Genomic DNA, 26,140 nt, shown 5'->3' with positions numbered 1-26,140 from the left:
AGGTCCACGGGAACTCGTCAGGACTCCTCCAGCGAAATCGGCTGGCCGGCACGCAGGCTTTCGAGAGCCGCGTCGATGATCGCCTTCGCATCCGGATGCAGGGCCAGCGACTTGGCGAGCGTCTGCCCGGCCTTCTCGGGGTTGCCCTGTTTCTGATAGATCGCGGCGAGTAGCCAGGTCGCCTCGAAGTGCATGGGCGCGGTCGAGTTGGAGAGGATGGTCAGGATGCTCTCCCGCGCCCGGTCCAAGTGACCGGCATAGAAGTGAGACTTCCCTTGGATGACGAGGGCGCGATTGAGCTGACGGCTTCCCGGCGGGATCTTCTCAATGGCCTCGCCGGTGATCTGAAGCGCCCCGGCATAGTCGCCTTCCTTCACCGCGACCTCGGCCAGCGTCATGCTCGCCGAGTGGAACCACGGGGCGTCGCGACGGGCGTCGGCAGCGAGTTCCTTCGCCTCCGCAAACTGGCCGCGGGAGAAGCAGATATTGGCGGCGAAAGTCTTGCACAGGTACTGGCCGGTGCGGGTGTCCTTGCCTTGCAGGTAGAGCAGCAGCGGGTCGCGCCAGAGGCCCGCCTGGTGGTGGAACCACGGGACGCCTGCGAGCTTGAGCAGGCAGAGGAGGCTGGCCGCGCCGAGGAGGGCAGGGGAGGGGCGGAGCTTCCGGGGCTCGGTGTCGGTCGCCTTGCGGTGTTGGAGGATCGCCTCGGCCAGACCCGCGATGCAGACGGCCAGTCCGACGCCTGGGAGGACGATGTAGTAGTCCTCGATCGGCCCGGTTCCCAGCGGGATCAGATTGGAGGTCGGGAAGCTGGCCAGAAGGAACCAGACGAGTCCGAAGGCAAACAAAGGGAGCCTGCGCGCGGTCAGGAACACCGCGGCCACCAGCAGCGCGAGGAAGATCCATCCGCCGGCGAGATCCAGCGGTGTGGCGGATTTCCCCCACACAAAGGTGCTGCAGAATTCGATGCGCCCGAACGGCGCGAACCACATCGAGAAGTGGCGCCACAGGAACCACGGGGCGGCCACGGTGAACTGCCACGCGGGCATGTCGGGCGCGAAGCCGAGGTTGATGGTGCGGCTGTTCAGGGTGCTGCCGCCCTGCTGGCGAAGCAGGAGGAAGGCGAGGGTCACCCCGCCCAAGCAGGCGTAGCGGATCAGCGACTCCTTTTTGAAGAGCGGCCGCTTCCGGATCCAGTCGAGTGCCACCACGAGCGCGACCGCAAAGATCGCCGTCTCGTAAGAAGCGAGCGCGAGAAACAGCAAAATCAAGGAAAGGCCGAACGAGATCCACCGGCCGCTTTCGCGCGACCGGTCGTAGGCGATCAGGAACAGGGCGACGAAGATGACCGCGAGGCTGATGTGGAGGCAACTCATCCAGACGACCGTGCTGGTATTTGTGGGGCTCAGCGCCCAGGCGGCGGTCCCGAGGCACGCCGCGATCCGGCTACAGGATATCCTCCGCAGCAGCGCGAAGACCGCCACGGTGGCGATCAGGTAGGCCCCGAGCGGCACCATGTGCCATGCCTCGATCGAGGGGATCCCGTGAAGGTGGAAGAGATAGAAGGCGAGGTTCTTGAAGGGCCGTAGATACTGGAAGGCGTCGGGTTTGAACGCATCGGTCCAGTCCTTGAACTTGGCGACGTGCTGGAGCGTGCTGTAGTCGTCCACCAGCGGCTCGGAGGTCATGGCGGGCCATGCCAGGAAGCAGACCAGCATCAGCAGCGCCGCGAGAAACAGCACCTCAAACAGGGGGCCGCGGCTCTCCGGTCGATCGGATGCGGGTGTTCCAGGAAGCCCCATCAATTTACAGGCCGGCAGCGCGGCGCTTCCCTAGGCTACCAGCGGCATCGGAGGGGCCGGAAGAATTATTTCGGATTTGTGAAGTTTCGGAGGCGTCACCCGCTGGCTTGCGGCAGTTCCCCCCGGAGGCTAGCAACGCTCATGCTGCTTGCCCGGTTCGCATTGCTCTGCCTGACGGCCCTGCCCCTGCGGGCGGAGGTCGCCGCCGGGCTGCCTTTCGTGCGCCAGGAGCCCGTAGCCTCGCTGTTGTCGCCCGCGGTCGGCGAGGCCAGCGGCTTGGCGATGTCTCCGGCGCGTGGCGACCGGCTGTGGATCATCAATGACAGCGGTAGCGCGGCGGAGCTGCACCGGACCGGCCTCGACGGTGCCGATCTCGGGAAGGTGGCCGTGCAAGGGGTGAAGAACACCGACTGGGAGGACCTTTCCTCCTTCGTCCAAGCCGGGAAGCCCTACCTGCTGATTGCCGACACCGGGGACAACGGGTCCGTCCGGCCGGAGTGCCAGCTTTACGTCGTCGCCGAGCCAAAGGAGACCGACCGGGAAGCTGCGGTCGCCTGGACGGTGCGCTTCACCTACGAGGATGGCCCGCGCGATTGCGAGTCGGTGGCGGTCGATGAAAAGGCCGGCAAGATCCTGCTGCTCAGCAAGCGCACCACGCCGCCCTTTCTCTACGAGCTGCCGCTGAAGCCCACCGGGAACCAGCCGCTAGTCGCGCGCAAGGTCGGGAAGATCACCGACCCGCTTGCCGCAGGGATGCCGCCGATTCCCTTCGGCACCCAGCCGACCGGGCTGGACGTGAGTTGTGACGGAAAGCTGGCGGCGGTGGTGACCTACTTCCGCGTGTTCCTCTTTTCGCGAGCCCAGGGCGAGAGCTGGGAAACGGCGTTTGCCCGCGAGCCGGTGGCCCTCGAGCCGCATCGCCTGCGGCAGGCCGAGTCGATCTGCTTTTCCCGGAGCTGTGCGGAGCTTTTCCTGGTCTCCGAGGGCGGGAAGTCGCCGCTGGTCTGCTGCCGCCGTCGCGGGGAGGAATAGCGGACATACGCCCGGGGACAGTTCTCGTCGTCACGGGACCACCGTCCGGATGCGATAGAAGCGGCGGGGGGCGTCGCCGATCGTTGGGTCGGTGAAGATGGTCACGTCGCTATCCGCGAGGACGCGCGAAGCGGGCAGCGAGTCAGACCACGACTCATCGAGCGAGGCGCACCACTCCACTTGGTAGATTTTTCCCGGCACGCTTTTCCAGCTCACGGTGGATGAACCGGACTCGACATTGAACTCCGTGGTGCGAAGCACGCTTCCGGAGTCGAGCGGATCGGTGCCGGCGAGGAACTCGTTCATGTTGCTGGTGCCGTCGCCATCGGGATCGGCACCGGCGGCGGCCTCGGGATCGGTGGTGCCCTCGAAGTGAAGCGACTGCCAATCCGCGAAGGATACCGGGCTGACCTCGCGGGAGATCACGAAGCTGGCCGGCGCGTAGGCGGGCAGCGAAAAAGTGAAATGGTCGCCGTCCAACGGCAGCGGAGCACCGGTCGCTTCGCCGCGGAGATTGACGGGGACCGCCGAGATTCCGCCAAAGCCGGGCGGCAGGGTGACCTTGATCGGACCACTGCGGCCGGATTGTTCCCAGACCCGCAGCAAGGTGCCGGGGACCACCCCGTCGGAATCGGTGCCGAAGGCGGTGACGAGGGCACCGCGGCGGGAGAGCGACAGGCCGGGCGCGCGGGCGGGCAAGGCACCGGCTGGACCGGTGGCGCGCGCAGCCAGCAGTGGCAGCCGGGCTTCCCACGAGCGCTCGTTGAGTTCGGCCGCCGGGGTCGTGCCGCCGGCAAGCGGCCACACCCGCACCCGTTCGGACCACGAGCCATCCTGCCACAGCGGGAAGTTCGTGTTCCACATGTTGTTGTAGAGGTTCACGAAGACGGTTGGTTTGGCCGGCACGAAATCCATACTCCACCACCACAGGCCGGGCTTCTCCAGGCTGATGAGCGGCGAGTCCAGCGGGCAGACGGCCACGCCCGCTCCGTTGTCGCCGTTGATCGCGACGCCCGAGGCCACACCTAACAAGTGCCGGTTCGCGCCGGGCACGATGCCGGTGGCGGGGTTGATCGGGCCACCCGGTCGGCCGACGGTGAACTGGGGATTGGCTGCGGCGAAGGGAAAGCACAGCCAGCCGCCTTCGGGGATCTTGTTCGCGGTCTTGCCATTCACCGCCCACTCGACATCGAGCAAGGCTTCATGCCGCGGGAAGGTGAAGGTCAGCATGTAGCCGGCGGCGAGGCCGAGGGTGTCGGTGCAGGCGAGCACCACGGTGTCGGCCAAGGCGCTGGAGCGGGCGGAAATCGCCCAGTTCGGCGGCGTGGCGGACCAGTAGGGCGAGGCGGTGGCGTCCGGCATGCCGGGCTTCGCGATGTCGTTCTCGGCCCAGCCGCCGAGGCCATGGCGCGAGTAGTTGTTGTAAAAGCGGGTGTAGACTTCGTTGCGGCTGAAACGCTCGTGCTGGAATTGGCCTACCACATACGGGCTGGTGGCATCGACGAGCTGGCGGCCGGTGGTTTTGTCCACCAGCGAGGAGATGCCGCCGCGGGCGAGATCGAAGGTGGCGGTGAAGTACGGGGTATCTAGTACATTACCCGGTGGCACGGTTGCGGCGGTTTCGGTCACGGCATCCGCCGGATCGAAGGTCTGGTAGCCTTGGCCGGGAATGTTCTCCGCGAGCAAGAATTTGCCCGGCTGATCCGGCACCGCGACGATGCCGGAGCGCGTCCACGGCAGCGGATTCCACACGACGAGGCGATCGCCCGAGGTGGCGACGGAGGACGCAAGCGTGGCAAGCCGGGCGTCGAGTTCCGTGCGGATGATGGTGGAGGCGCCGCGGATGTAGTCCTTGTGGTCCTCGTAGGACCGCAGCCATTTCTTTTTGCTGCCGTTGGGCAGCGCGGCGTAGTTGCCGCCCGCGGGTTCGGGTTCGGCGGCGGCTTGGGCGAGCCAAGTGGTCCAGGCGCTGCCGTAGAGCGTGCGCGGTCCATACTCGGCATTCATGCCCCAGGTGTGTTCGCCGTAGAGGAAGCTCTTCTCGTAGGCGTCCGCGAGAGGTCCGGCGACAGGCTGGGTGATCAGGCCGAGCGTGCGCAGGCGGGTGTCGAGCGCATCGAGCGCGGGTGCCAGCGGGCGGACATTGCGGGCGGTCTTGGTTTCCACCGGCATGCTCATGGTGCCGTGGATCCAGGTGTCCGGAGTGTCGGCCTTGACCACATCGAGGTCGGGGTTCTCGGCGGTCACCGCGTTGGCGAAATCATCGAGGGTGCCGAGGTGGATGGTGGCGCCCGGATTGGCGGTGGCGGCCTGTTGCTTGAGCGTGGCCACCTCGGCGGCGGTCGGCGGACCGTGGTTGTCGCCGGTCATGATCATCGCCAGCAGGTGACGGCTGCGCCAGCCGGCCGGCTTGTTCACGCCATTGCCGTAGTCGATGGTATAGCCGCAAAGCACGCGCGAGCCGTCCGGTCCCTCCCACCAGAATAACTGCGGGAAGCGCGGATATTGGCAGGCAGGATTGCAGCCGATGTGGAGGAACTTCACGCCTGCGTTCTTGAGCAAGGTCGGCATCACCCACGAGTGCTCCGGCACATCGGTCATCTTCGCGGCGACCGGCAGCGGACGACCGTGGCTGCGGGCGATGTTCGAAGAGAAGCGGAAGCCGCGCACGAGGTCCTCGAGCTCGAGCGATTCGGTGTGCGTGCTGCCGGGCAGCGCATGGACGGCCATCGATCCTTCGGCGAAGGCCTGATCGATGCGGCTGCGCCGGGGCTCGGTCTGAAGCGGACCGAGGATCTGCCGGTCCGAGGGCCAGCCCGGCACCGTCCACACGAAGCGCGAACCTGCCGGCTGGGTGCGGTTGTCGTCGATCACGCTGAGCGCACCGTCCATCATGGTGGTGCGGTATTTGTTGAAGACGTTCGAGGCGAGGTCGGTGAAGCCGAGGTCGAAGTGCGTCTTGAAGACGATCCAGACATCGGTCACGGCGACCGGTGCGATGATCGTGGCATCCCCCGCGAGCGGCTGGGTGGCCGAGGTGTGGACGTCCACTTCCGCGAACATCGTGTTGGTATAGACCGCGTTCCCTTGCAGCGGCGAGAGGGTCGGCTGCACCTTCATCATCACGTGGCGGAAGTTGCCGAGCGTGCCGCTGCCGGCGGTGACCGAGGCGGCGTGCTGGCCGTTCCAAGCCGTGCCCGACATGTTAGGCCGGGTGTCCACTTCGGTGAGCTTCGTCCACGCGGTGGGATCGGCGGGGTCCGGGCTGGTCGCGGCGCTGCCGTAGAGCGCGTACACCTGTGGGGCGCGGGATCCCTGGTCGGCACCGAACTCGTGCCATGAGTAGCTGTTGATGGCCGTCACCGGCTGAACCGAGCCGAGGTCGTAGAGGAAGCTTCCGCCGGTTGCGTTGGCATTCGTGAGGAAGGACAACTGGGTGAGGTCGTTGGACTCCGAGGGCAAGCGGCCGTTGAGCGTGCCCGCGCCGGGGGCACCGGCTCCGTCCAGCGTGTTGCCGGAAATCTGGAACGTGGCGCCCGTGGCGACATCGGACTTGGAAGGTCGCGGCACGCTGGTGAATGCCCAGGTGCCATCCGCGGGCCGGCGTTGCTCCACCGCCACGCTGACACCCGGAAGCGCCAAGGTGCCCGGACCATGGACATCGATCTCGGTGAAGAAGGTCTCCGTCCACTCGGGATGGCCGGGTTCCAACGGCGAGCCGGTGGGACTGACGACTAACAGCAGATGGCGGAAGGTGCCGAGCGTGCCGGAAGGATCGCTCACATAAGCACCGTGCTGGCCGTTCCATCCGGTACCCGTGCTGTTAGGCCGGGTGTCCACGTCGGCGATCTCGGTCCACGTGGCGGGATTCGCGGTGTCCGGAGCGGCAGCGGCGCTACCATACAGTGTGTAAACCTGAGGAGCCCGCGCCCCTTGGTCCGCCGCATACTCGTGCCATGAGTAAGAAGCCACCGCGGAGACCGGTTGAGCCGAGCCGAGATCGATGTGGAATCTCCCACCCGCGCCGTTCGAGAAGAAAAGCGTTTGCGGTGACGTCGCCCCACCCGTCGAGGAGACCCGGCCATTGAGCAGCGACTGAACGTTACCGCTGGATCCGTGCAGCGTGCCGCCGGCCAAGGCGATCGTGGCCTTGTTTCCCAAGTCGTCGAACGATGGCTTGGGAATGGTTTGGAACTTCCAATCCGCCAGCGCGGGATTGAGCCGCTCGACCTGGACTGTGGCGGCAGCCGAGCACGGGGTGACGATCAGCGGGGCAAGCGCCGCGGATAGAACCATTCGGTGGAGATTCGTGGGCGGGAGGGAAGGCATCGGGTCGACAGGGAGCAGATTGAAGAAGTCCCTCGTGCCGGCATCTTCGCGAGGCCGGCACGAGGGGACCGGCGTTTCTCAAGGAGCGGCGGGGATCGCGATTTTGACCCGCGCGAACTTGCGCGGATCGTCGCCGGCAGCGATCACCACGGTGATGTCGTCCGGGGCCGTTCCGTTATCGACCACCGTCACCGGCGGGCCGGCGATGGCATCATTCGGAACGATGATCGAGGTCCACGGCGCCTGCAGGGTCGTGCTGTGCTCGATAGCTACTTCGTAAGCCTCCGCCGCATCGGCCCGCTGGAAGGTGACGACCAGATCGCCGCTACCATTGCGGGTGATGACGGGAGCGTTGTGCGACGAGCTGTCATCCGGGGTGCTGCCGGTCAGGAACTCGATGCCATTGGTCACACCGTCTCCATCGGGATCGGCATCGGAGCCGGTGATGTCCGGGTTTGTTTCACCCAGGAACTCAGCGTTGGTCCACGCCAGATAGGGGTCGTTGACGGCCAGCTCGAGGGTGCCGAAGGCCTCCTTGAAGGTCCACGTGTTGGCACCGTCTTCCAGTTCCCACACGCCGGGAGAGATCTCGCTGAAGTTGGCGACCAGGAAGTCCCCGCCGTAGGATTCGGTGAGGCTGTCCACATCGACCAGCAGCCACGAGTTGCCGTCGGTGAGGTCGGCATTCGCGAGGTTGATCTCGAGGACGCCGTTGAGGACGACTGCGCCGGTGCCGGAGATGCCGTTGACGATCCCGTTGGCGCCCGGCGAGAAGCGCAGGCTACCATTGAAGCCGAGTTCCAGGGTGCCGCCATTCACCGTGGTGGTGCCGCCGTAGGTGTTGGTGCCGTCAAGCACCTGGGTGCCGGTGCCGGTCTTCGAAATCGAAAGAACGGTCGGTCCACTCGAGGTGCCGGTGTTCTGGATCGTGCCGCTGAAGCTGCCGCTCTTGTCGCCGCCCCCGACTTCCAGCGTGAGCGCCTTGCCGCCACCACCGTCGGAGAAGTCCACGGTGCCGCTGCCGGTCAACGCGCCGATGGTCTCCTTCGCGGCGAAAGGACCATACAGGTTGAATAGCGCGGCCGACTCGATATCGACATTCGCGGTGTCGCCGATCGGATTATGAGTGGAAGTCGGTTGCGACCAGAGTTTGCCGCCGTTGATCACACGGATAGCGGCGGTATGGTCGCTGGCGACACCGGCCAGGATCACGCGGTTGGACCATTGGTCAGGCCCGCCTCCGGGACCATCCACGATCCAAGTACCGCTGCCGCTGAGTTTGCTGGAGACAACGGTCCCGCCGTTCCCGCCGCGGTAGAAATAGACCTCCGAGTGATTGATGACTTCCACGCTGCCGAGCGAGTTGCCCGCGAAGTTGAAACGCAACCGGCCGGCACTGACGGTGGTGATGCCGGTGTAGGGCGTCGTGCCCTCCAGCGTGAGTGTGCCGGTGCCCACCTTGGTGATGCCCAGAGTGGTGTCGGCGGCGGCATTCTGAACCGCGCCGGCAAACGTGGTGTCCGTGTTCAGCGCGCCGATCTCGAAGATCGAATTGCCCGAGCCGGCGAGCGTTTCAAGCCGCCCGGTGGCCCCGGACAAGGCCCCGAGCTTGTAGGTCAGGTTCGCCCCACCTGCTATGAATCGTGCGCTGGCGACGCTGCCCGTCGGGATGTCCCAGACCGCGGCGGCACTGCCCGAATTCGCCGTGTAGAGGATGGTGGCACCGTCGGCGGTGTGGCGGTAGGTACCGGCGAACCCACTGTTATCGCCGGACAACTGCACGGAGTAAACGCCGCCGTTTTTCTGCAATGTGCCATCGCCGAGGAGGGCTCCGCCGACCTGCAGGTTGGCGTTGGCGAGCGTCTGGAAATTCGAGGTGGTCCCGGTGACCGCGGTGACCGTGTTGCTGAAGTTGGTGTTGGACGATTGGGCCATCAAAGTGCCGCCGCTCAGCAGGATCGGGTTCGTCAAGAGGGTGGGCCCGGTGGTTCCATTGTCTGCAGACAGGACTCCGCCGGTGAGCACAGTGATGGTGCCGCTGCCGAAGGGGCTCGCCGCATTCGAGCGATATTGCACCCAGCCGCTGTTGGCCGAGCCATTGCCGATCTCCAAGTTGCCGGTGAAGCCCGCGCTGTTCCCGGATACAAGCAACTGGCGGTTGCTGGCGTCGCCGCTGCTGTCGATCACCTTGAGCGCCCCGCTGCCGGAAACCGAGCCGCCGTAGAACAGGAAGCCCGTGCCTGCAAGATCGAGGGTGCCGCCGCTGGCGCCGACGCTGATATTGCGGTTGAACTTGGCTCCCGCGTCGCTGCCGTTGTTGCCGCCGGTGTAGCGCAGCGTGCCGCCGTTCAAGGTCACATCCGTTCCCGCGCCGATGCCGGAGTTGCCGCCATTGGCGGCGAGGGTGGTCACGCTGAGCACCCCGCCGTCGATGCTGGTGGTGCCGGTGTAAGAGTTGCTGCCGCCGAGGGTCAACACGCCCACGCCCGCCTTGGCCAAGCCTGCCGAGCCGGCGACGGTGGAGTTGATCGTCGCGTCGGCATTGGCGGTAGTGGTCGGCGTGGTGCCGGTCAGCGTGAGCGTGCCGCCACCGAGGCTGTAGCCGGCGGAGTCGAAGGTGAGGTTGTGGGCGCTCACCGTGCCGACGGTGATGGCCTCGCCGGTCCCGCCGAAGACGGCGTCATTGTCGTCAGTCCAGACTACCCCGGCATCCCAGTTGGTATCACCGGAGTTCCAGGTGTTGAGACTGTTGCCATCTTGATAAGTCTGCGTGGTCACGATGGCATTCGCCGCGCTCACCACGAGCAAACTGGCCGCAACGGAGGTGAGAAGATCTCGGGAATAGGAGGAATTCATGGGTTGAGACGGAGGTTTTTTGGAAGGCGACTTCCACGCGCATTTTGACCGCCAAAAAGCGAGGGAATCGCCCAAGCAGCTAGCTTCGTAGGCCAGAGAGTGGCCGTGGACTACCCAACACTTGAGGTAGGTTGTGGTAGTCCCCCCTCCGCTCACCCGGCGCGGCACCTCATTTCCTCCTCCGTCCGCGCCCCGGCCGATCCCTCACTCCCGGCGTCGGCCGTCGGTCAAGCCGCCTTGCAAGTATTTGGCCACCGCTTCGTCGCGCGAGTGGACATGAAGCTTCTCGTAGATGTTCCGGAGATGGACGCGCACCGTCTGATAACTCAGATCAATCCGGCGGGCGACGTCCTTGGCCACCAGCCCTTGGGCCAGCAGGCCGAGGATTTCCTTCTCGCGTGGGCTCAGCGCGCCCGCCGTGGGATGGGCGGGAGCCGGCCGGTGAAATGCCTCGATCACCCGCCGGGCGATGCTGCCACTCATTGGCGCGCCGCCAGCCGCCACGTCGCGGATGGAGTGGGCCAGTTCTTCACGGTTCGTGCATTTGAGCAGGTAGCCGCTGGCCCCGGCCTTCAGCGCGTCGAAGAGATATTCGTTGTCGGTGTAGACCGTGACCACGAGGATCTGCGTCTGGGGCAGCAATGCCTTGAGGCGGGCGGTGCACTCGATGCCGGTCATGCCCGGCAGGCGGATGTCCATCAGCACCACATCCGGAGGGGAGCCGGGAAAGCTGGCGAGGGCATCCTCTCCGTTGACGAAGGACCCGACGCACTCAAGACCCGGCTCGGCTGCGACCAGCTTCGCCCACGTCTCGCGCACGCCCCGGTTATCCTCCACAATGCCAACGCGGATGCTCATCCCTGTTTCCTTAGTTAGCCTGTCGGCGAGATCGGCGCCACACTGGATTCCGGATCGGATGCACCGCGACCCTGCCGGCAAAAAATCATGACGCGAGCGGCAGCCAGAAGGTCACTGTAGTGCCGCCCCCGAGCGTGCTGGTGATTTCGGTGCTGCCGCCGATGGACTGGAGCCTCGAGCGCATGTTTTGAAGCCCGTCGCCCGCCTTCTCCGGTGCTTCTTTCATCCCGCGGCCATTGTCGGCGACGGTGATGCTCAAACGGCCGTCCCCGACGGCAAAGCGCAGCCAGATCGTGGTAGCCGCGGCGTGGCGCACGGCGTTGTTGAGCGCCTCCTTCACGGCAAGCGTGAGGTTGTGGCGCTGGGTCGCCGACAAGACGAGCGGCGGCAAATCGCCGGCGACCTCCAGATGAAAGTCCACCGCGGCGTGCTGGAGGAACCGCTGGGCGAAGTCGCTGATGAAATCCACCAGATCTGCCAGCGAATCGTTCCGCGGATTGATCGACCAAACCGCCTCGTCGAGACTGGCATGAAGCTGCCGGAGCCCATCGAGGATCGAGCGTATCTGGGTCTTGTCGCTGTCCATTTCAGTGCCGCCTCCCTTTGCCAGTTCGCCGAGCAGCACGATCTCGGTGACCTTCGCGCCCAGGTCGTCGTGGAGATCCTGGGCGATCCGGACCCGCTCCGCAGTCACGGCCTGTTGGCGCTCCATGACCTGCATTTGCCGCCGCGCCCGCCGCCGCTCCAGTGTGACCACCCCGCCGATGACGAGGCCTGCCGTCGCCAGCCCGGCCAGTGCGATCACCCATCCGCGTCGCCAGAATGGAATCGGCACGAAATCCTCGAAGGAGTTCGCGATGGCGATCTCCTTGAACGTCCAGCCCAAGCCAGTTCCGCGATGGACCAGACGGAGCTGGTCGAAGGAGGCGTCCGTCTTGAATCGGGTTACGATCTTTTCGGGCTGGGACGACTCGGTGGCACCGGGGGAAAGGTCCGGGTCGAGCCAGACGGTGACCAGGTCTTCTCCGTTGGGCACGAAGTCGACTTTGACGATGATGGTTTTCCGGACGCCGCGCCTCGGTCCCTCATAGGTATTGGGCGCAATCGTCTCCGGTTGGCCTGTATTGAAGGTAAGTTCGCCGGGCTGGCTGCGAGGGAATCGGAACGGCGGGCTGAAGGCGCCGAAGCCCCAGGCGTGCGATGCATTCCCAATTCCGAGTTTTTCGACCCCGTCCTGGTAGAGCACCAGGCCAGCCAAATAGGATTGGCGGGTCGCGGCTTCTTCCAACACGTCCGACTGCGGGTCCGCCGTGAATCTGAAATAAAGCGTCCCACTGGCGGAATCGTCGCGTGGCGAAATCGCGTCGTGGAGGATGTCTTCTCCCTGCCCATTGTCCCTTACCAGCGTCTCCTGTGGCCGTTGCCAAAGGATCGCCGCGCCCGCCGGCAAGCAAACGATCCAGCCCGCGAGCAGACAACCCGCCGCGACCCGCCTTGCTGGATTCCGGATGGCGCCCGGCATGGACGATTGCTCCCACATCGACCTCTCCATCATCCGGACCAAGCGATCGGGGCAAGCGTGAAATCGCGAAGTCGAGGCGTGGAGTGACGAGGAATTGCCGCCACCCGCTCCTTGCCCACCCGCGGCATCGCCGCTAGGCAAGCGCATGGCCCGACGTTCCTTCAGCCTGATGCTTGCCTGGCGCTACCTCAATCCGCGCCGGGCGATGCTTTCCGCCGTCACGCTCATCTCGGTGACCGGTGTGCTGCTCGGCGTGCTGGTGCTGGTGGTGGTGATGTCGGTGATGGCCGGGATGGAAAAGGAGGTGAAGGAGCGATTCCTGGGTTTCACCCCGCACGTGCGGCTGGAGTTCGCGCCCTTCGGCGGCTTCCGCGAGCCGCTCACCGAGTGGCGGGAGACGGCTGAGGAAGTGAAGAAAGTCTCCGGTGTCGAGTCGGCCACCGCCTTCATCCAGGACTATGCCTTGCTCGACGTGGATTCGCGCCAGCGGCCGGCGTCCTTCCGGGGTATCGATACCCAGAACCAGTCCCAGGTGGACGGCATCGCCGCCATGCTTGACCAGGAAGACCACGCGGGAAGCAGCGCCGACATGGGCCTCGACAACCGCATCGTGATCTCGTCGATCATCGCCAACCAATTCGGGATCACCGTCGGTGGCAAGATGAGCCTCTATTCGGCGCGGAACTTCGAGCAGGTGAAGCACGTCTATGAGATCACCTCGCGCCCGCCGGTGCGGGAGGAATTCGCGCCCGTCCTCGCCAAGGTGAAGGAGCTGCTGGCCAAACCGTGGGAAAAGCGAGGCGAGCAGTTGTTCCTGGGCAGCGCCGATGTGGATGCGATCTACATCCCGCTCTACGAGGAGATTTATCAAAAGGAGGTGCGTGATCCGGAGAAGGAGATCCTCGAACGCTTCCTAAAGGTCATCGATAGCGCGGGGACGGTGGATGAGGGTCTTCTCTTCGAAGCGGGCGCTCAGAAACAACTGACGGACATCCTCGCCGAACTCGACACGACGAATGTCGAGCAGATGGATGCTGCCATTCTGAAAGGCATCAAGGAACTGGTGCTGCCGAAGGAGGCCACCGTCATCGGCGTTTACAAGGCGTCCCAGATGGCGCTCACGCCGGACATCTTCATGCCGCTGCCATTGGCGCAGGAACTGGCCGGCCTGAAGGGTGCCGTGCAAGGCATCTCGGTGCGGCTCCAAGATCCCTATCAGGCGACACCGGTTTCTTATGAATTAATGCGGCAACTGCCCGAAGGATGGCAGGCGCTCACCTGGATCGACGAACTCGGCGACTTCTCCCGTCTGCTCCAGCAGCAGCGGATCATGATGTATTTCGCGCTCTCCTTCATCATCCTCGTGTCAGCCTTTTCGATGATGGCGGTGATGTTCACCGTGACGATCCAGAAGCGCCGCGAGATCGGCGTGATGAAGGCGCTCGGTGCCGCACCGGGCCAGATCATCCGGGTCTTCGTGCACCAGGGCATGATCCTCGGCTTCGTCGGTGCGCTGCTGGGAACCGGGCTCGGGCTGCTGGTCATCGAATACCGCGGCAATTTGCAGGCGGTCCTCCGCCAATTCGGCTATGACCCCTTCGCGAAGGCATTCCTTGGCTTCGACGTGTTGCCCGCTCACCTGGTGCCGATGGAAATCCTGATCGTGGCGGTCGCTGCCTTCGTCCTGTGCTCGGTCGCGGCCTTCGTGCCGGCCTTTTTCGCCTCCCGGAGCGATGCGGCTAAGTCCCTGCGGAACCTCTAACACGACTTGTGTGCCTTTTGCGGATGTCCGGCTCCTCCCCTACAACCGGACATCCTCTAACTCCGACGCCGCCTTGAAACCGGCGACGGTTTTATAGTCGCGCGTTCCGGGCGGTTTGTCTGGAATGATTGAGTCGTGAAGGAAATCTGGAACCTCGCTACCAGCACACCAATGCTACCGTTGACCATCCTGTTGGTCCCGGTGGGAATCTATTGGCTGCTGAGCATCATCGGCGCTGTGGATCACGACCTTTTCGGCGTCGATCTCGACAGCACCGATGGCCATCACGGCGATGACCACCCGGTGGGCGAGTTGATGCACGGCGCGCTGCGCCTGCTTAATGCCAAGGGCGTGCCGGTGATGATGGTGCTGTCCATCCTGATCGCCTATCTGTGGGGCTGCTCGATGCTGGGGAACCTGTGGTTCAATCCCGCGCTGACCGGTGGGAAGGGGCTGCTCGTTTCGGTCGGCGGCCTGGCGGCGGCGATCGTCTTTACCCGCCTGACCGTTTCTCCGCTCCGGCCTTTGTTCCTCCTGATGCAGGATGACCCCGAGGCCGCGAAGCCGGTGCTGGGCCGCAGCGGCATCGTCCGCACTGCCTTCGTGAACGAGCGGGAAGGCCAGATCGAAGTCGAGAACTCCGGTGCCCCGCTACTTTTGAACGCTCGCACGGCGGGAGATTCCACTCCGCTTCCGCGCGGCTCGTCCGTTCTCATCATCCGCTATGACGATGCCACTGGCATCTACATCGTCCGCTCTTTGACTGAAACCTCCTGAACCACCCGACCATGAATCCGATAATCCCCACCCACATCGCAGCCATCGAGTTACCCGTCATCGCGATGATGATCGGCCTCGTCCTCGTCTTCGTGATCGGCGGCAGCGTGCTGTTCTCGATGTTCTATCGCAAGGCCCAGCGCGGCCAGGCACTCATCAAGACCGGCGTCCGCGGCACCAAGGTATCCTTCAACGGCTTCACCGTGATCCCGGTGCTGGAGCGCCTGGAAACCATGGACATTTCCCTCAAGCGAGTGGAGATCGACCGCACTGCCAAGAACGGCCTGATCTGTAAGGACAACATGCGCGCCGACATCAAGGTCGCCTTCTTCGTCCGCGTGAATCAAACCGATGAGGACGTGCTGCGTGTCGCCCAGTCGGTGGGTTGCGAACGCGCCTCGAACACCGAGGAGATCCGCTCGCTCTTTGACGCGAAGTTTTCCGAAGCGCTCAAGACGGTCGGCAAGCGCTTCGATTTCACCGAGCTGTATGAAGAGCGCGAGACCTTCCGCGACGAGATCATCAAGATCATCGGTACCAACCTGAACGGCTTCGTCCTCGATGATGCCGCGATCGACTATCTGGAACAAACGCCGATCGAGGCGCTGGATCCGGACAACATCCTCGACGCGCAGGGCATCAAGAAGATCACCGAGCTGACGGCGACCCAGGCGAAGCTCGCCAACCACATCCAGCGCGACAAGGAGAAGGTCATCAAGCAACAGGACGTGGAGGCCCGCGAGGCGATCCTCGAACTGGAGCGCCAGCTTTCCGAAACCGAGGCCAAGCAGCAGCGCGAGGTCGATAGCGTGCGTGCCCGCGAACAAGCGGAGACGAAGAAGGTGCAGGAGGAAGAGCGCCAGAAGTCCGAGCGTGCCCGCATCGCCGCGCAGGAAGAGATCGACGTCGCGACCCAGAACAAGGACCGCCAGGTGCTCGTCGCCCAGCGCAACAAGGAGCGCACCGACGTGGTGGAGATCGAACGGGTGAAGCGCGACCAGGAACTCGAGTCGATCGAGCGCGAGCGTGTAACCGCGCTCAAGTCGATCGAGAAGGAGAAGGCCGTCGAGATCGAGAAGAAGGCGATCCAGGACGTGATCAAGGAACGCGTCGCGGTCGAGAAGCTCGTCGTGGTCGAGCAGGAGCGCATCAAGGACACCGAGGCCTTTGCCGGCGCGGATCGTCAGAAACAGGTCACCGTCACGCTCGCTGAGGCCGTGGCGCAGGAAGAAATGATCCGGAAGGTCAAGGAAGCCGAGGGCACCCAGGAAGCCGCGAAATTGCGCGCCGACCAAGGGCTCTACGAACGCGTCAAGGCCGCGGAAGGCGAGAAGAAGGCTGCCGAGCTTAAGGCCGAGCAGATCGTCATCTCTGCCGAAGCCGAGCAATCCGCGAGCGAGAAGCTGGCGTTTGCCAAGAAGCAGCTGGCCGAAGCCACCATCAAGGAAACCGCCGCGCCGGGCCTGGGCGAAGCCGAGATCATGGTCGCGAAGGCCGATGCCGCGCAGAAGCAAGGCACCGCCGAAGCAGAGGTCAGCCGCCTGAAGTACGAAGCGGAAGCCGAAGGCATCAACAAGAAGGCCGGCGCGATGAAGCTGCTCGAAGAAGCCGGTCAGGCTCACGAGGAGTTCAAGCTCAAGCTGGAGAAGGAGAAGGCCATCGAACTCGCCGGCATCCACATCCAGAAGGACATCGCCGAGGCGCAGGCCAGGGTCATGGGCGAGGCAATGAAGTCCGCCAAGATCGAGATCATCGGTGGCGAGGGCAAGTTCTTCGATCAGATCGCCGGGGCCATCTCCCGCGGCAAGTCGGTGGACCGCATGGTGTCTAACAGCGAAGTGCTGCAAGACGTGAAGGAGACCTTCTTCAACGGCGATCCGGAGTACTTCAAATCACAGCTCCGCGAGTGGGCCGGCCAATTTGGTGTCACCAGCGAGGACGTGAAGAACCTCACCGTGGGCGCCGCCCTCGCGCAGTTCCTGGGCAGCGCGAATGGCGAGACCCGCAGCAAGCTCATCAGCTTGTTAGGTGCCGCGGACCGCTTCGGCCTGGCCGATCAGAATGCCGGCAAGGTGCTTCAGTAAGAAATCAGACGCCGACGAAACGAGCGAAGCGAGGCATGAAGAAGACCCTGCAATACACCTTACTTGCGCTCGTGTCGTGGGGAGTAGCCATCTACGGCTTCACCGTCATTGCTCCATGGACCACAGCTGTGCCGGTTTCGCACCTTGACGCTTTGCAGCAAGCCAATGCAAACGAGAATTGGCGATCTGCTATCGTGGACCACGGAAAGGTGAAAGAATGGAGCAAAGGTACGATTGGAATGAATCCCAGCGGCTTCTGGACCTACGTTTCGATACTGGGGACCTGTGCCGTCTCAGCCATTTTCTTCGCTGCCAGATCCGTTAAGTCCCACAAAACCGAGCGAGATCGTGAAGGCGACCGCATCGTTCATCGCGCATCATTTTGATCGACATTTTAGCTGTAAGGCATGTCCGAAGAACCCCCTAAACCCGACCAGCTCGAAGGCGGCGCGTATGAAGTCATCCGCGCCCGGCTGGACAAGCATGCCGCCACGCTGCGGAGCGGGCTCGATGCGCTGAATGCCGAACGCCTGGAGGTATTCGGCGGCGTCGAGACCGCGCTGCTCGCGACCGAGCGCGTGTCCACCGAGCACAACTGTGTCGCCCGCGATCTGGTTGCGATCGGCAAGCGCCGCTTCCTGTTCGGCTACAACATCCAGTTCGGCCTCAAGCAGACGACCGACATCAAGGACGTCTTCGCGGCCTACGAGTTCAGCATTGAGGCGCGTACCTTCACGGCGCTCCCGGTGGAGGAGGTGCTGGCCGACCCGCGCTTCGCGGAGGATTTCGCGTACCTCTTCAAGTACTACCGCGAGGCCGTCTTCCTGAAGTTCATGATCATCGGCCCGCACCTGTATCTGGTGATGCGGGCCGGCAAGTCGATCGATGATATCAAGGCCTTCAAGTGGCGCTTCTCCAGCGATGGCACGCTTGAGTACATCGGGAATCGCTTCGATCACGAGTGCGTCTTTCCCGCGCAGCAGGAGTTCCAGTGGCAGCGCGCCCACCGCGGCATGCACCGCCCCGGCATGCACCCGCACATTTCGATCGAGGACCGCGTCTTCGTCGAAACGGTTGGCGGCGACCTGACGGTGAAGGTTGAGGACAACACCGCCAGCGGCCAAGGCATCTACTCCGAGCCCGTCACGGAGAGCGACCAGACGCTCGATGACGCGGAGATCTTCTACGCCACCGTCGGCTCGCTGATCCTCCTGAAGATTCTGCCGTATCGCGAAAGCATGCATCGCCATCTGGTCTTCAATGAGAAGACCAAGACGGTGCATCGCATCGATGCCATCGGTGATTCGTGTGTGCTGCTGCCCGATGATCACGGCCTGATCTTCGCCAATGGCTACCTGCTGCAGAGCGGCGAGGTGAAGACCTTCGATCATGGTCTGTTAGACATGCGCTTCGAGCGCAAGGTTCCCAGCTCGAATGGCGAGGACGTCCTTTACTCCTTCTACAATCGCGCGGCGGGCGACTACGTCCTGCTTTCCTACAACCGCATCCAGCAGTCGGTGGAAACGCCGATCGTCTGCTCCGGCTACTCGCTCTTCGGCGATGGCCAGCTCGTGCTGTTCCGTGGCGATGGCGAGCCGCAGAAGCATCACGCGCTGCAGATCTGGCAGACGCCGTACTTGGACGACGAGACGAGCACCGCCGCCGCGACTAACAAGGAGTCCTTCCTCTACAAGATCGGCAATCCCGAGCTGGTCCGCGGCATGGCGGAGGCGCGCGAGCTGCTGACCTTACTGAACAAGGACGACTCCTTCGCCGGGCTCTACCTCGACATCGTCAAGCGCGCCGGTGACTTGCTCGATGCCTACTTCTGGCTCGACCGCGTCGAGTGCCAGTCGCTCGCGCCACCGGTCCGCGAGATCAAGAAGGCCGGTGAAACGGCCATCGGTGAATTCGAGAAAGTCCAGAAGCTGCGATCACTCGCGACCGAGCGCACGTCGGCCGTCCGTACGGCGGTTGAGAAGCTGGTCCGCGAGACGCAGACCTCGCCGCCGGATGCACTTCAGGGTTTCGTCCATCAGCTCGCAGGGCTTCGCAAATTGCGAGGGGAGATCATCTCCTTGCGCGATGTCCGCTACACCGATGTCGCGGTCGTTGCCGCGTTCGAGAAGGAGGTCGTCGAGACCACCGATGCCGTTTCGGCGCGGACCGTCGATTTCCTGTTAGGCGAGGATTCGCTGAAGTCCTACGCCGCGTCGATCGACACGCAGGAGGCTGCGCTGGCGAAGATCGCGAAGGTCACCGAGGCCGATGAAGTCGCGACCGCGCTCGACCAAGCCGCGGCCGAGTTGGAGATGCTGATCGAGATTGTGGGTGGCTTGAAGATCGCCGACGCGACGCAGACCACCGCGATCATCGAGCGGATCTCTTCGCTCTACGCGCGCCTCAATGGCACCCGCGGGTCGCTGCGCAACAAGCGCCGGGAGCTCGCCCGTGGTGAAGGCGAGGCTCAATTCGCGGCGCAGATGAAGCTGCTGTCGCAGGCGCTGGCGAACTACCTCGACCTCTGCGATACGCCGGAGAAGTGCGATGAATCGCTCACCCGCCTAATGGTGCAGGTCGAGGAGCTCGAAGGAAAGTTCGCCGAGTTCGACGAGTACATCGAGCAGATCGCCACCCGTCGCGAGGAGATCTACGATGCCTTCGAGGGCCGTCGCACCCAGCTCGTCGAGGCCCGCGGCAAGCGGGCGGGGGCCTTCTTCAAGTCCGCCGAGCGCATCCTCGCTGGCATCCGGAACCGCGTCCTCGCCTTCAGCGAGGTGGAGCAGATCCACTCGTACTTCGCGACCGATCCAATGATCGAGAAGGTCCGCGACCTGATCGGCCAGCTCCAGGCGCTGGGCGACTCGGTCAAGGCGGACGACTTGCAGACCCGCCTCAAGACCCTGCGCGAGGACGGCGTACGGCAGCTCAAGGACAAGAAGGATCTCTATGTCGATGGCGAGAACGTCATCCGCTTCGGCAAGAATAGCTTCAACGTCAACACGCAGCCGCTTGAGATGACCATCGTGCCCCATGAGGACGCGATGGCTTTCCATCTAACAGGAACCAAGTTCTTCGAGCCGATCACCGATCCGGAGTTCCTCGCCACGCGCGATGCGTGGGACTTGGAAGTGCCGAGCGAAAGTCCGCGCGTCGCCCGCGTGGAGTATCTCGTCTGGCAGTTCCTCCGCCACGGCGGCGCATCGGGCGATTTGCTAGCGAGCGTGCAGGCCTTCATGCAGCCCCGTTATGCCGAGGGCTACACCAAGGGCATCCACGATGAGGACGCCGCGAAGATTCTTGAGAAGATGCTGCCCATCCATGCCGAGGCCGGCTTGCTGCGCTTCGGTCCGCGCGACCGTGCGGCGGCGGTGCTGTTCTGGGAGTCCTGGGACGATCCTGCGAAGAACCGGCTCGCGGGGCAATTCGCGTCCTACGGCAAACGTCGTAGTTTGTTCGCCGGTGGCGATGAGACGGAGACGTGGAAGAGCCGCCTGGCGGAAGCGTTTGGGAAATGGAGCGCCGATCACGGACTGTTCGCCGACGTGGTATCCAGCAAGGTCGCCGACTATCTTTCCGAGGAACTCGCGAGCGGAGGTCCTTTCCTCGTTTCCGCCGCCGCTTCCGAGTTGAGCCGGCATTTCCACCAGGCCTTGGTGGCAAAGCGGGCGGAGAGTGTTTTCAAGGAACTGCTGGGCGATCAGGAAAGCCCGTCCTTCGTCCGCTATGAGATCGCCCGCGACTGGCTGGCGGGCTTCGCGGCGAATCATCCGGAAGCCTTGGCAGACACCCCCGCCGAGTTGCTGTCCGCGGTGATCGATGAGGCGGCGGTCCATTTCGCCCGCGGCGGCTTCGAGCAACGCGCGGTGAAGTCCGTGCCGCTGTCGTTGCGTGCAGAGGGCCTGCGCTCCAGCCATCCGCGGATCGCGGATGCGGCGCTGGAGATTCACTACAGCGAATTCCTCGATCGTCTGGAGAAGCACGAGCGCACGGATGCCGCGGCCTTTCGCGCCCTCGCCGAGCGCAAGTCGCACCTCACCGGCATCAAGCGGCAGGCCATGCGGCTGGATGAGTTCAAGCCGAAGGTGATGAGTTCCTTCGTCCGCAACCGCCTGATCGATGAGGTCTATCTGCCGCTGATCGGCGACAATCTCGCCAAGCAGCTCGGCACCGCCGGTGCGAACACGCGCACCGACCGCATGGGTATGCTGCTGCTCATCTCGCCGCCCGGCTATGGCAAGACGACCATCATGGAGTACGTGGCGAATCGTCTCGGCCTCACCTTCGTGAAGATCAATGGCCCCGCGCTCGGACATCGCGTGCTCTCGCTCGATCCCGCTGAAGCGCCGAATGCCTCCGCGCGCATGGAAGTCGAGCGCGCCAACCTCGCGCTGGAGATGGGCGACAATGTGATGCTCTACCTCGACGACATCCAGCACACCGATCCCGAGTTCCTGCAAAAGTTCATCAGCCTCTGCGACGCCCAGCGGAAGATCGAGGGAGTGTGGAAGGGCCAGGCGCGGACCTACGATCTTCGTGGTCGGAAGGTCGCCGTCGTCATGGCGGGCAATCCTTACACCGAGAGCGGCGGCAAGTTCCAGATCCCGGACATGCTCGCCAACCGCGCCGACACCTACAACCTCGGCGACATCCTCGGCGGCCACGAGGCGGCATTCAAGGGGAGCTACATCGAGAACTCGCTGACTTCGAATGCCACGCTGTCCAAGCTCGCCAGCCGCTCGCAAAAGGACGTGCTGATGCTCATCCGCGTCGCCGAAACCGGCAGCCGCGATGGCGCCGATTTCGAGGGCAACTACACGCCCGCCGAGATCGAGGAAATGCTCGCGGTGGTGAAGCACCTGCTTTCCGTGCGCGACACCATCCTGCGCGTGAACCTGCAGTACATCAAGAGCGCCGCGCAGGAGGACGCCTACCGCACCGAGCCGTCCTTCAAGCTGCAGGGCTCCTACCGCAACATGAGCCGCATCGCGGAGAAAGTGCTGCCGCTCATGACGCCGGAGGAAGTCCGGCAGATCGTCATCGATCACTACCGCAGCGAGTCGCAGAACCTCACCACCGCCGCCGAGGCGAACCTGCTGAAGTTCTACGAAATGGAAGGCTTGCTCGATGAAGCGCAAGCCACGCGCTGGGAGCAGATCAAGAAGGAGTTCAACAGGCGCAAGCTCCTCGGTGCCGGCGGCGAGAACGACCCTGTCGCCCGCGTGGTCGCGCAGCTCTCCCAATTCAATGACGGCCTCGACGCGATCAAGGACGGTATCTCACAAGCCGGCGAACGCTACGCCGCCCCGCAATCGCTCGCCGACCAGACCCTCGGTCAGCTCCGCACCCTCATCGAAGGCCTCCGCGCCGTGCCCGTCCAAGTGGACATCAAGGTCGTGCCCGTGCAGGACGAGCGGAACAGCATCGAAAGCCTCGACGCCTCCGAAAAGCCACCCCTCGCCTTCGACCCGGACGTGAGGCAGGGGTGAAACGGTGGCGATGGAATGATCTCGAGGCGCGGATCCCTCCTCGCGGCCTCAAGACGCCTTCCGGAGACCTGATTCCCCTTCAAAAAGATCTTGATGGGCGGATTCCGCCAAGGGGCGCTTGGCAGTCATCCACTGCTCCAAGGCCATGCCTTCCGGCAGGAGGCCGCTGGCTCGGAGTGCCTTCTCGGCCCGCCCGCGGTCCGGTAAGATCGAAGTGCCGGACTCCTTCATGATGCGCTCCACCTCCCGCGTCAAAAAGCTTTCGGTAACGACCGGCACGCCACTGTTCAGCAACTCGGCTTCGAGGTCGTCGTACCATCCGCTGGTTCCCGGGGCATGTTCGCACACGATCATCGCTTCATCCTTCTGTACTCGATCAGACCCCGGCGGGCAACTGTCCCGCAGTCGCTCGCGGAGTTGAACAACAAGGGCACAAGGAAGGCTTGGTTCACGGCCGCTCGTAGCGAAGCTCGACGGAGTCGAACGTTCCGGTGTCACCGGGTTTGCCGGAGACTACGAGGCCTGCCCGCGGTGCGCGGTCCCAGGGGGGGATGAAGGCTCCGTCGATCTCTTGCTCGCCGATGGGTTTCCAGTCCTTGCCGTTGGCACTCGCGGAGAAGCGGAAGAGGTGGCCTTCGCGGACGGTCATGCGGAGGTGGAGCTTTTGGCCTTCGGGGAGGGGGGTGGTGGCGAGTTGCTTGGGCTCGCCTTTTTCGATCTTCGAGAGGACCAGGCTCTTGTCTTCGATGCGGAGGGCGAGGGCGCTGGTCGCTTCGCCGTAGATGGCGATGCCTTCTTGCGCGGGGCCGCTCGGGTCGATGGTGGCGGTGAGGGTGTAGTCGCCTTGTTGCACGCGGACGCCGAGGAAGGTTCCGGCGGGGCTCGCGTCGGGAGCATCGGTGACGCCGAGGTGAAGCAAGCCATCCGCGAGGCGCGTGGTGGGCGGCCGTTGAAGGTCCCACTGCCATGATGGGGCCAGCTTGGATTCATCGAACGAGTCCACGAAATCGACTGGGCCGGAAGCCTGCTGCGGCTTGCCCAGAGGCGAGGCGGCGGTAGCGACTGGAGTGCGCCCGCCTGCGAAGACCGGCCAGCCATTGTCTTGCCAGACGACCTCGCCGAGCAGGCCCTGACGGCCGGTGTAGACGGTCTCCTTCGCATTGTAGGCGTGGTAGAGGAAGAAGCTCCGCTTGTCGGGGAGATCGACCAAGGTGCCGTGGCCCGGGCAGATCCACGCGTCGCCGCCGGCGAGGATGGGATTGACGGGGGAATTCTCCCACGGGCCCTTGAGGCTCTTCGCGCGGGCGACCTCGACTTGATAGTCACAGCCGCGGCCGCAGCAGCCCTTCGAGGAGTAGAAGAGATAGTACCAGTCGCCCCGCCGGGTCATCACCTGGCCCTCGGCGGAGATCGGCTTGCCGTCCGCCAGCTTGAGTTCGAAGGCCTCGCCCTTCAGCTTCAGGGCATCGTCCGTCATCTCGCTGGCCAGCATGGAGACGGGGCGGTCCCTTTCCAGACCATAGGCTTTCCAGGAAAAGTAGAGCTTCCCGTCGTTGTCCTTGAAGACGAAGCCGTCGATGGCTTCGGAACCCCACTCGCAGATGATGCCCCGGTCGGTGAAGCCCTTGCGCGGGTCGTCGGACGTGGCGACGGCGACCACCGAGACATTGTCGGATTTCCGGCGGGCCGTGTAGTAAACGCAAAAGGTGCCGTTGTGATGATACAACTCGGGTGCCCAGAAGCTGCCGACAGTCCAGTCCGGCATCTTTTCGAAGACGTGGCCGATGTGCTCCCAGTTGACGAGGTCCTTCGAGGTATAGATCGGGTAATGGGGCGCCCATTCGGAGGAAGTGCCTGAGGCGTAGTAGGTGTCGCCGACGAGGATGACGCTGGGGTCGCAGAAATCCCCGGCGATGACCGGATTCCGGTAGGTCGCGGCGGCGGGCTCCTGGCCTGTGGCCTTCGGTGCCCCTCCGTAGAGAACCAGTCCGGCAACGGTGACAGCCAGGAGCGATGGCCACTTTGCTCCGGAGATCAGATCGAAAACGTGTTTTATCAGACAATTATTCACGGGCCTATATGGCTCCTACCTCGCCGTGAAAGGCAAGGAGCCATCGCTACTTGCCTTGAAAGAGGAGGCACCGCGGCTTCCTCTCAATCCTCCTCCACGTGCTCGCGCAGGCGAGTGAGCGCGCGGTCCCAGCCGGCGGAGATGGCGGCGAGGAATTCGCGGGCCTGTCGGAGAGGGGTTTCCTCCAAGGTGTAGAGGCGCTCGCGACCCTGCTTGCGGGCGGAGACCAGCCCGACCTCCTCTAAGACCTCGAGGTGCTTCGTGACTCCCTGTCGCGTGACCGGCAAGCCCTGGCCGAGTTCGCTCACGGAAAGGGGCGAGCGCTCGACGAGGCGGTGCACCAGATGGAGGCGAGTGGGATCTCCGAGGGCGGAGAAGACTCGCGAGATCGGGGGATCGGAGGGGGGTGGCGGGGGCTTGGGCATCAGGATGCGCTCTCTTTTGCGAGATGCTTTGCGATGTTTTCCAGTTGGGATTCCCAGCCGCCGGTATTCATCAGGAAGGCACGCTTGCGTCGCGCGGGCGGCACGGCGTCGAAGCCGGACTCGACCACCTTCAGCAGGGTGCCATCGCCTTCATCGGAAAGATGGAACTCGACGAGGGTCTTCGGCTCAGTCTCCGGATCGATGCCAGCATCGATCCCGTAAGGAATCCAGCGGAAGGCGAAGCGGTGCTCGGGCTCGATCGCCTCCACCACGCAGAAGACCTCCGGCAGAACCTTCGCGACGGGCGACGGAGGCAGGCCCAGTTCCTTCAGCCATTCGTCGATCATCTCTTGGGTGAACTCACCCTTGAAGCGGCCTTTGATGGGCTTGCCGGCCACCCAGTCGCCATCGAGTTCGACGCCGAACCACGCGCCAAATTCGCGGCTGTCGGCGATGGCTCGCCACACGCGGGTTCGAGGTGAGCGGAGGAGGATCTGCTTTTCGATGCGATCGGTAATGTCGTTCATAGGCAACCGTGGGGTTGCCAGACTAATGGAGGCATTTTTGCGAATGGGCAACTAAAAAGTTGCGCGTCCGGCTACGCTTGAATGGCAGCGAGGCGTTCCTAGATTTCCGGGATGAAGATCCTCACCCGCTCGCTGGCTATCGTTGCACCGCTCACCTTCCTCGCGGCATGCGCGGGGCGGACCGAGTTCACGCCGGAGAGCGGGCCGATCACTGTCGGTATGCCCGCCAAGCTATCGGATCGCGAGCGCAGCTACGTGAGCGAGGTGGATGGGGCGCTGCGGAGCGAGGGCTATCAGCCCGTGCGCGCTGGTGCGGGCGAGCTGCGGTTGGACTTCGAGATCTCCGAAGGACCGATCAACACCGACACGACCATCGAACTGCGCGAAGGCCGCACGGTCTTGGCAGAGGGCCACGGCCGTGGGTCCGGGGTGCCGATGATCGGCCGCGACAAGGTGGCGGAGCGGTCGTTCCGGAAGGCGTTCGGTGATTTCCAAGCGGCACTGCCGGGAGCCCAGGGGGCCCGGGCGGCCGTTGGGGAAGCCACTGGAAACCCGGAGGAGATGGAGTATGTCTATTGAACCCGCACTGTCACGGTTAGCGAATCG

16 protein-coding genes are annotated in these 26,140 nt (G+C 64.1%); 7 read left to right on the top strand and 9 right to left on the bottom strand.

Features of this window, described 5'->3' with window-relative positions:
• Nucleotides 1-17 precede the first annotated feature (17 nt).
• Nucleotides 18-1,742 (bottom strand): tetratricopeptide repeat protein, encoded by a 1,725-nt coding sequence (locus tag OKA05_RS04955; protein WP_264485999.1) that lies wholly within the window; start codon nt 1,740-1,742, stop codon nt 18-20.
• Nucleotides 1,743-1,943: 201 nt separating this feature from the next.
• Between OKA05_RS04955 and OKA05_RS04950 the strand changes: the two genes are divergently transcribed.
• The gene (locus OKA05_RS04950; protein ID WP_264485998.1) at nt 1,944-2,834 is read left to right on the top strand and encodes a hypothetical protein; all 891 of its coding nucleotides are present in this window, start codon (nt 1,944-1,946) and stop codon (nt 2,832-2,834) included.
• Nucleotides 2,835-2,864: 30 nt separating this feature from the next.
• On the opposite strand, the gene OKA05_RS04945 is transcribed toward OKA05_RS04950, so the two are convergent.
• From OKA05_RS04945 to OKA05_RS04930, 4 genes are all read right to left on the bottom strand, one after another.
• Nucleotides 2,865-7,130, bottom strand: coding sequence for a hypothetical protein (locus tag OKA05_RS04945; protein ID WP_264485997.1), 4,266 nt, complete (start codon nt 7,128-7,130; stop codon nt 2,865-2,867).
• A gap of 111 nt (nt 7,131-7,241) precedes the next feature.
• Nucleotides 7,242-10,019, bottom strand: a complete 2,778-nt coding sequence (locus OKA05_RS04940; RefSeq protein ID WP_264485996.1) for a beta strand repeat-containing protein — start codon at nt 10,017-10,019, stop codon at nt 7,242-7,244.
• 204 nt (nt 10,020-10,223) lie between these two features.
• The gene (locus OKA05_RS04935) at nt 10,224-10,877 is read right to left on the bottom strand and encodes a response regulator transcription factor (RefSeq protein WP_264485995.1); all 654 of its coding nucleotides are present in this window, start codon (nt 10,875-10,877) and stop codon (nt 10,224-10,226) included.
• A gap of 85 nt (nt 10,878-10,962) precedes the next feature.
• A complete protein-coding gene (locus OKA05_RS04930) occupies nt 10,963-12,546 on the bottom strand; it encodes a sensor histidine kinase (RefSeq protein WP_264485994.1) in 1,584 nt (527 codons plus the stop codon).
• Between OKA05_RS04930 and OKA05_RS04925 the strand changes: the two genes are divergently transcribed.
• The 5 genes from OKA05_RS04925 (at nt 12,545) to OKA05_RS04905 (ending at nt 22,511) form a co-directional block, all read left to right on the top strand.
• Nucleotides 12,545-14,161: an FtsX-like permease family protein gene (locus tag OKA05_RS04925; RefSeq protein ID WP_264485993.1), complete on the top strand. Its 1,617-nt coding sequence runs from the start codon at nt 12,545-12,547 to the stop codon at nt 14,159-14,161. The two genes, OKA05_RS04930 and OKA05_RS04925, sit on opposite strands and share 2 nt — an antisense overlap.
• Nucleotides 14,162-14,332: 171 nt before the next feature.
• On the top strand, nt 14,333-14,938 hold the full coding sequence (locus OKA05_RS04920) for a hypothetical protein (RefSeq protein ID WP_264485992.1): 606 nt from the start codon (nt 14,333-14,335) through the stop codon (nt 14,936-14,938).
• An 11-nt stretch (nt 14,939-14,949) separates the two neighbouring features.
• Nucleotides 14,950-17,022 (top strand): flotillin family protein, encoded by a 2,073-nt coding sequence (locus OKA05_RS04915; RefSeq protein ID WP_264485991.1) that lies wholly within the window; start codon nt 14,950-14,952, stop codon nt 17,020-17,022.
• Nucleotides 17,023-17,057: 35 nt separating this feature from the next.
• A complete protein-coding gene (locus OKA05_RS04910; RefSeq protein WP_264485990.1) occupies nt 17,058-17,408 on the top strand; it encodes a hypothetical protein in 351 nt (116 codons plus the stop codon).
• 21 nt (nt 17,409-17,429) lie between these two features.
• Nucleotides 17,430-22,511 carry a DNA repair ATPase gene (locus tag OKA05_RS04905; protein WP_264485989.1) on the top strand — a complete coding sequence of 1,694 codons (5,082 nt, stop codon included), beginning with the start codon at nt 17,430-17,432 and terminating at the stop codon, nt 22,509-22,511.
• Nucleotides 22,512-22,559: 48 nt separating this feature from the next.
• Here OKA05_RS04905 and OKA05_RS04900 read toward each other — a convergent pair whose 3' ends face one another.
• The 4 genes from OKA05_RS04900 to OKA05_RS04885 all read right to left on the bottom strand — a co-directional run bounded on the left by OKA05_RS04900 (nt 22,560) and on the right by OKA05_RS04885 (nt 25,534).
• Nucleotides 22,560-22,865, bottom strand: a complete 306-nt coding sequence (locus OKA05_RS04900; protein WP_264485988.1) for a hypothetical protein — start codon at nt 22,863-22,865, stop codon at nt 22,560-22,562.
• 94 nt (nt 22,866-22,959) lie between these two features.
• On the bottom strand, nt 22,960-24,582 hold the full coding sequence (locus tag OKA05_RS04895) for a family 43 glycosylhydrolase (RefSeq protein WP_264485987.1): 1,623 nt from the start codon (nt 24,580-24,582) through the stop codon (nt 22,960-22,962).
• Nucleotides 24,583-24,665: 83 nt separating this feature from the next.
• Complete coding sequence (locus OKA05_RS04890; RefSeq protein ID WP_264485986.1) at nt 24,666-25,007, bottom strand: ArsR/SmtB family transcription factor; 342 nt, start codon at nt 25,005-25,007, stop codon at nt 24,666-24,668.
• A complete protein-coding gene (locus OKA05_RS04885) occupies nt 25,007-25,534 on the bottom strand; it encodes an SRPBCC family protein (RefSeq protein ID WP_264485985.1) in 528 nt (175 codons plus the stop codon). Before OKA05_RS04885 ends, OKA05_RS04890 begins: the two co-directional genes overlap by 1 nt.
• 111 nt (nt 25,535-25,645) lie before the next feature.
• On the opposite strand from OKA05_RS04885, the gene OKA05_RS04880 reads away from it, so the two are divergent.
• Complete coding sequence (locus OKA05_RS04880; RefSeq protein ID WP_264485984.1) at nt 25,646-26,113, top strand: hypothetical protein; 468 nt, start codon at nt 25,646-25,648, stop codon at nt 26,111-26,113.
• Nucleotides 26,114-26,140: the final 27 nt, after the last annotated feature.

It is taken from the genome of Luteolibacter arcticus (assembly GCF_025950235.1).
GTDB lineage: Bacteria > Verrucomicrobiota > Verrucomicrobiia > Verrucomicrobiales > Akkermansiaceae > Haloferula > Haloferula arctica.
The sequence above is the reverse complement of the archived record's forward strand: the minus strand, read 5'-3'. Positions and strand labels throughout refer to the sequence as shown.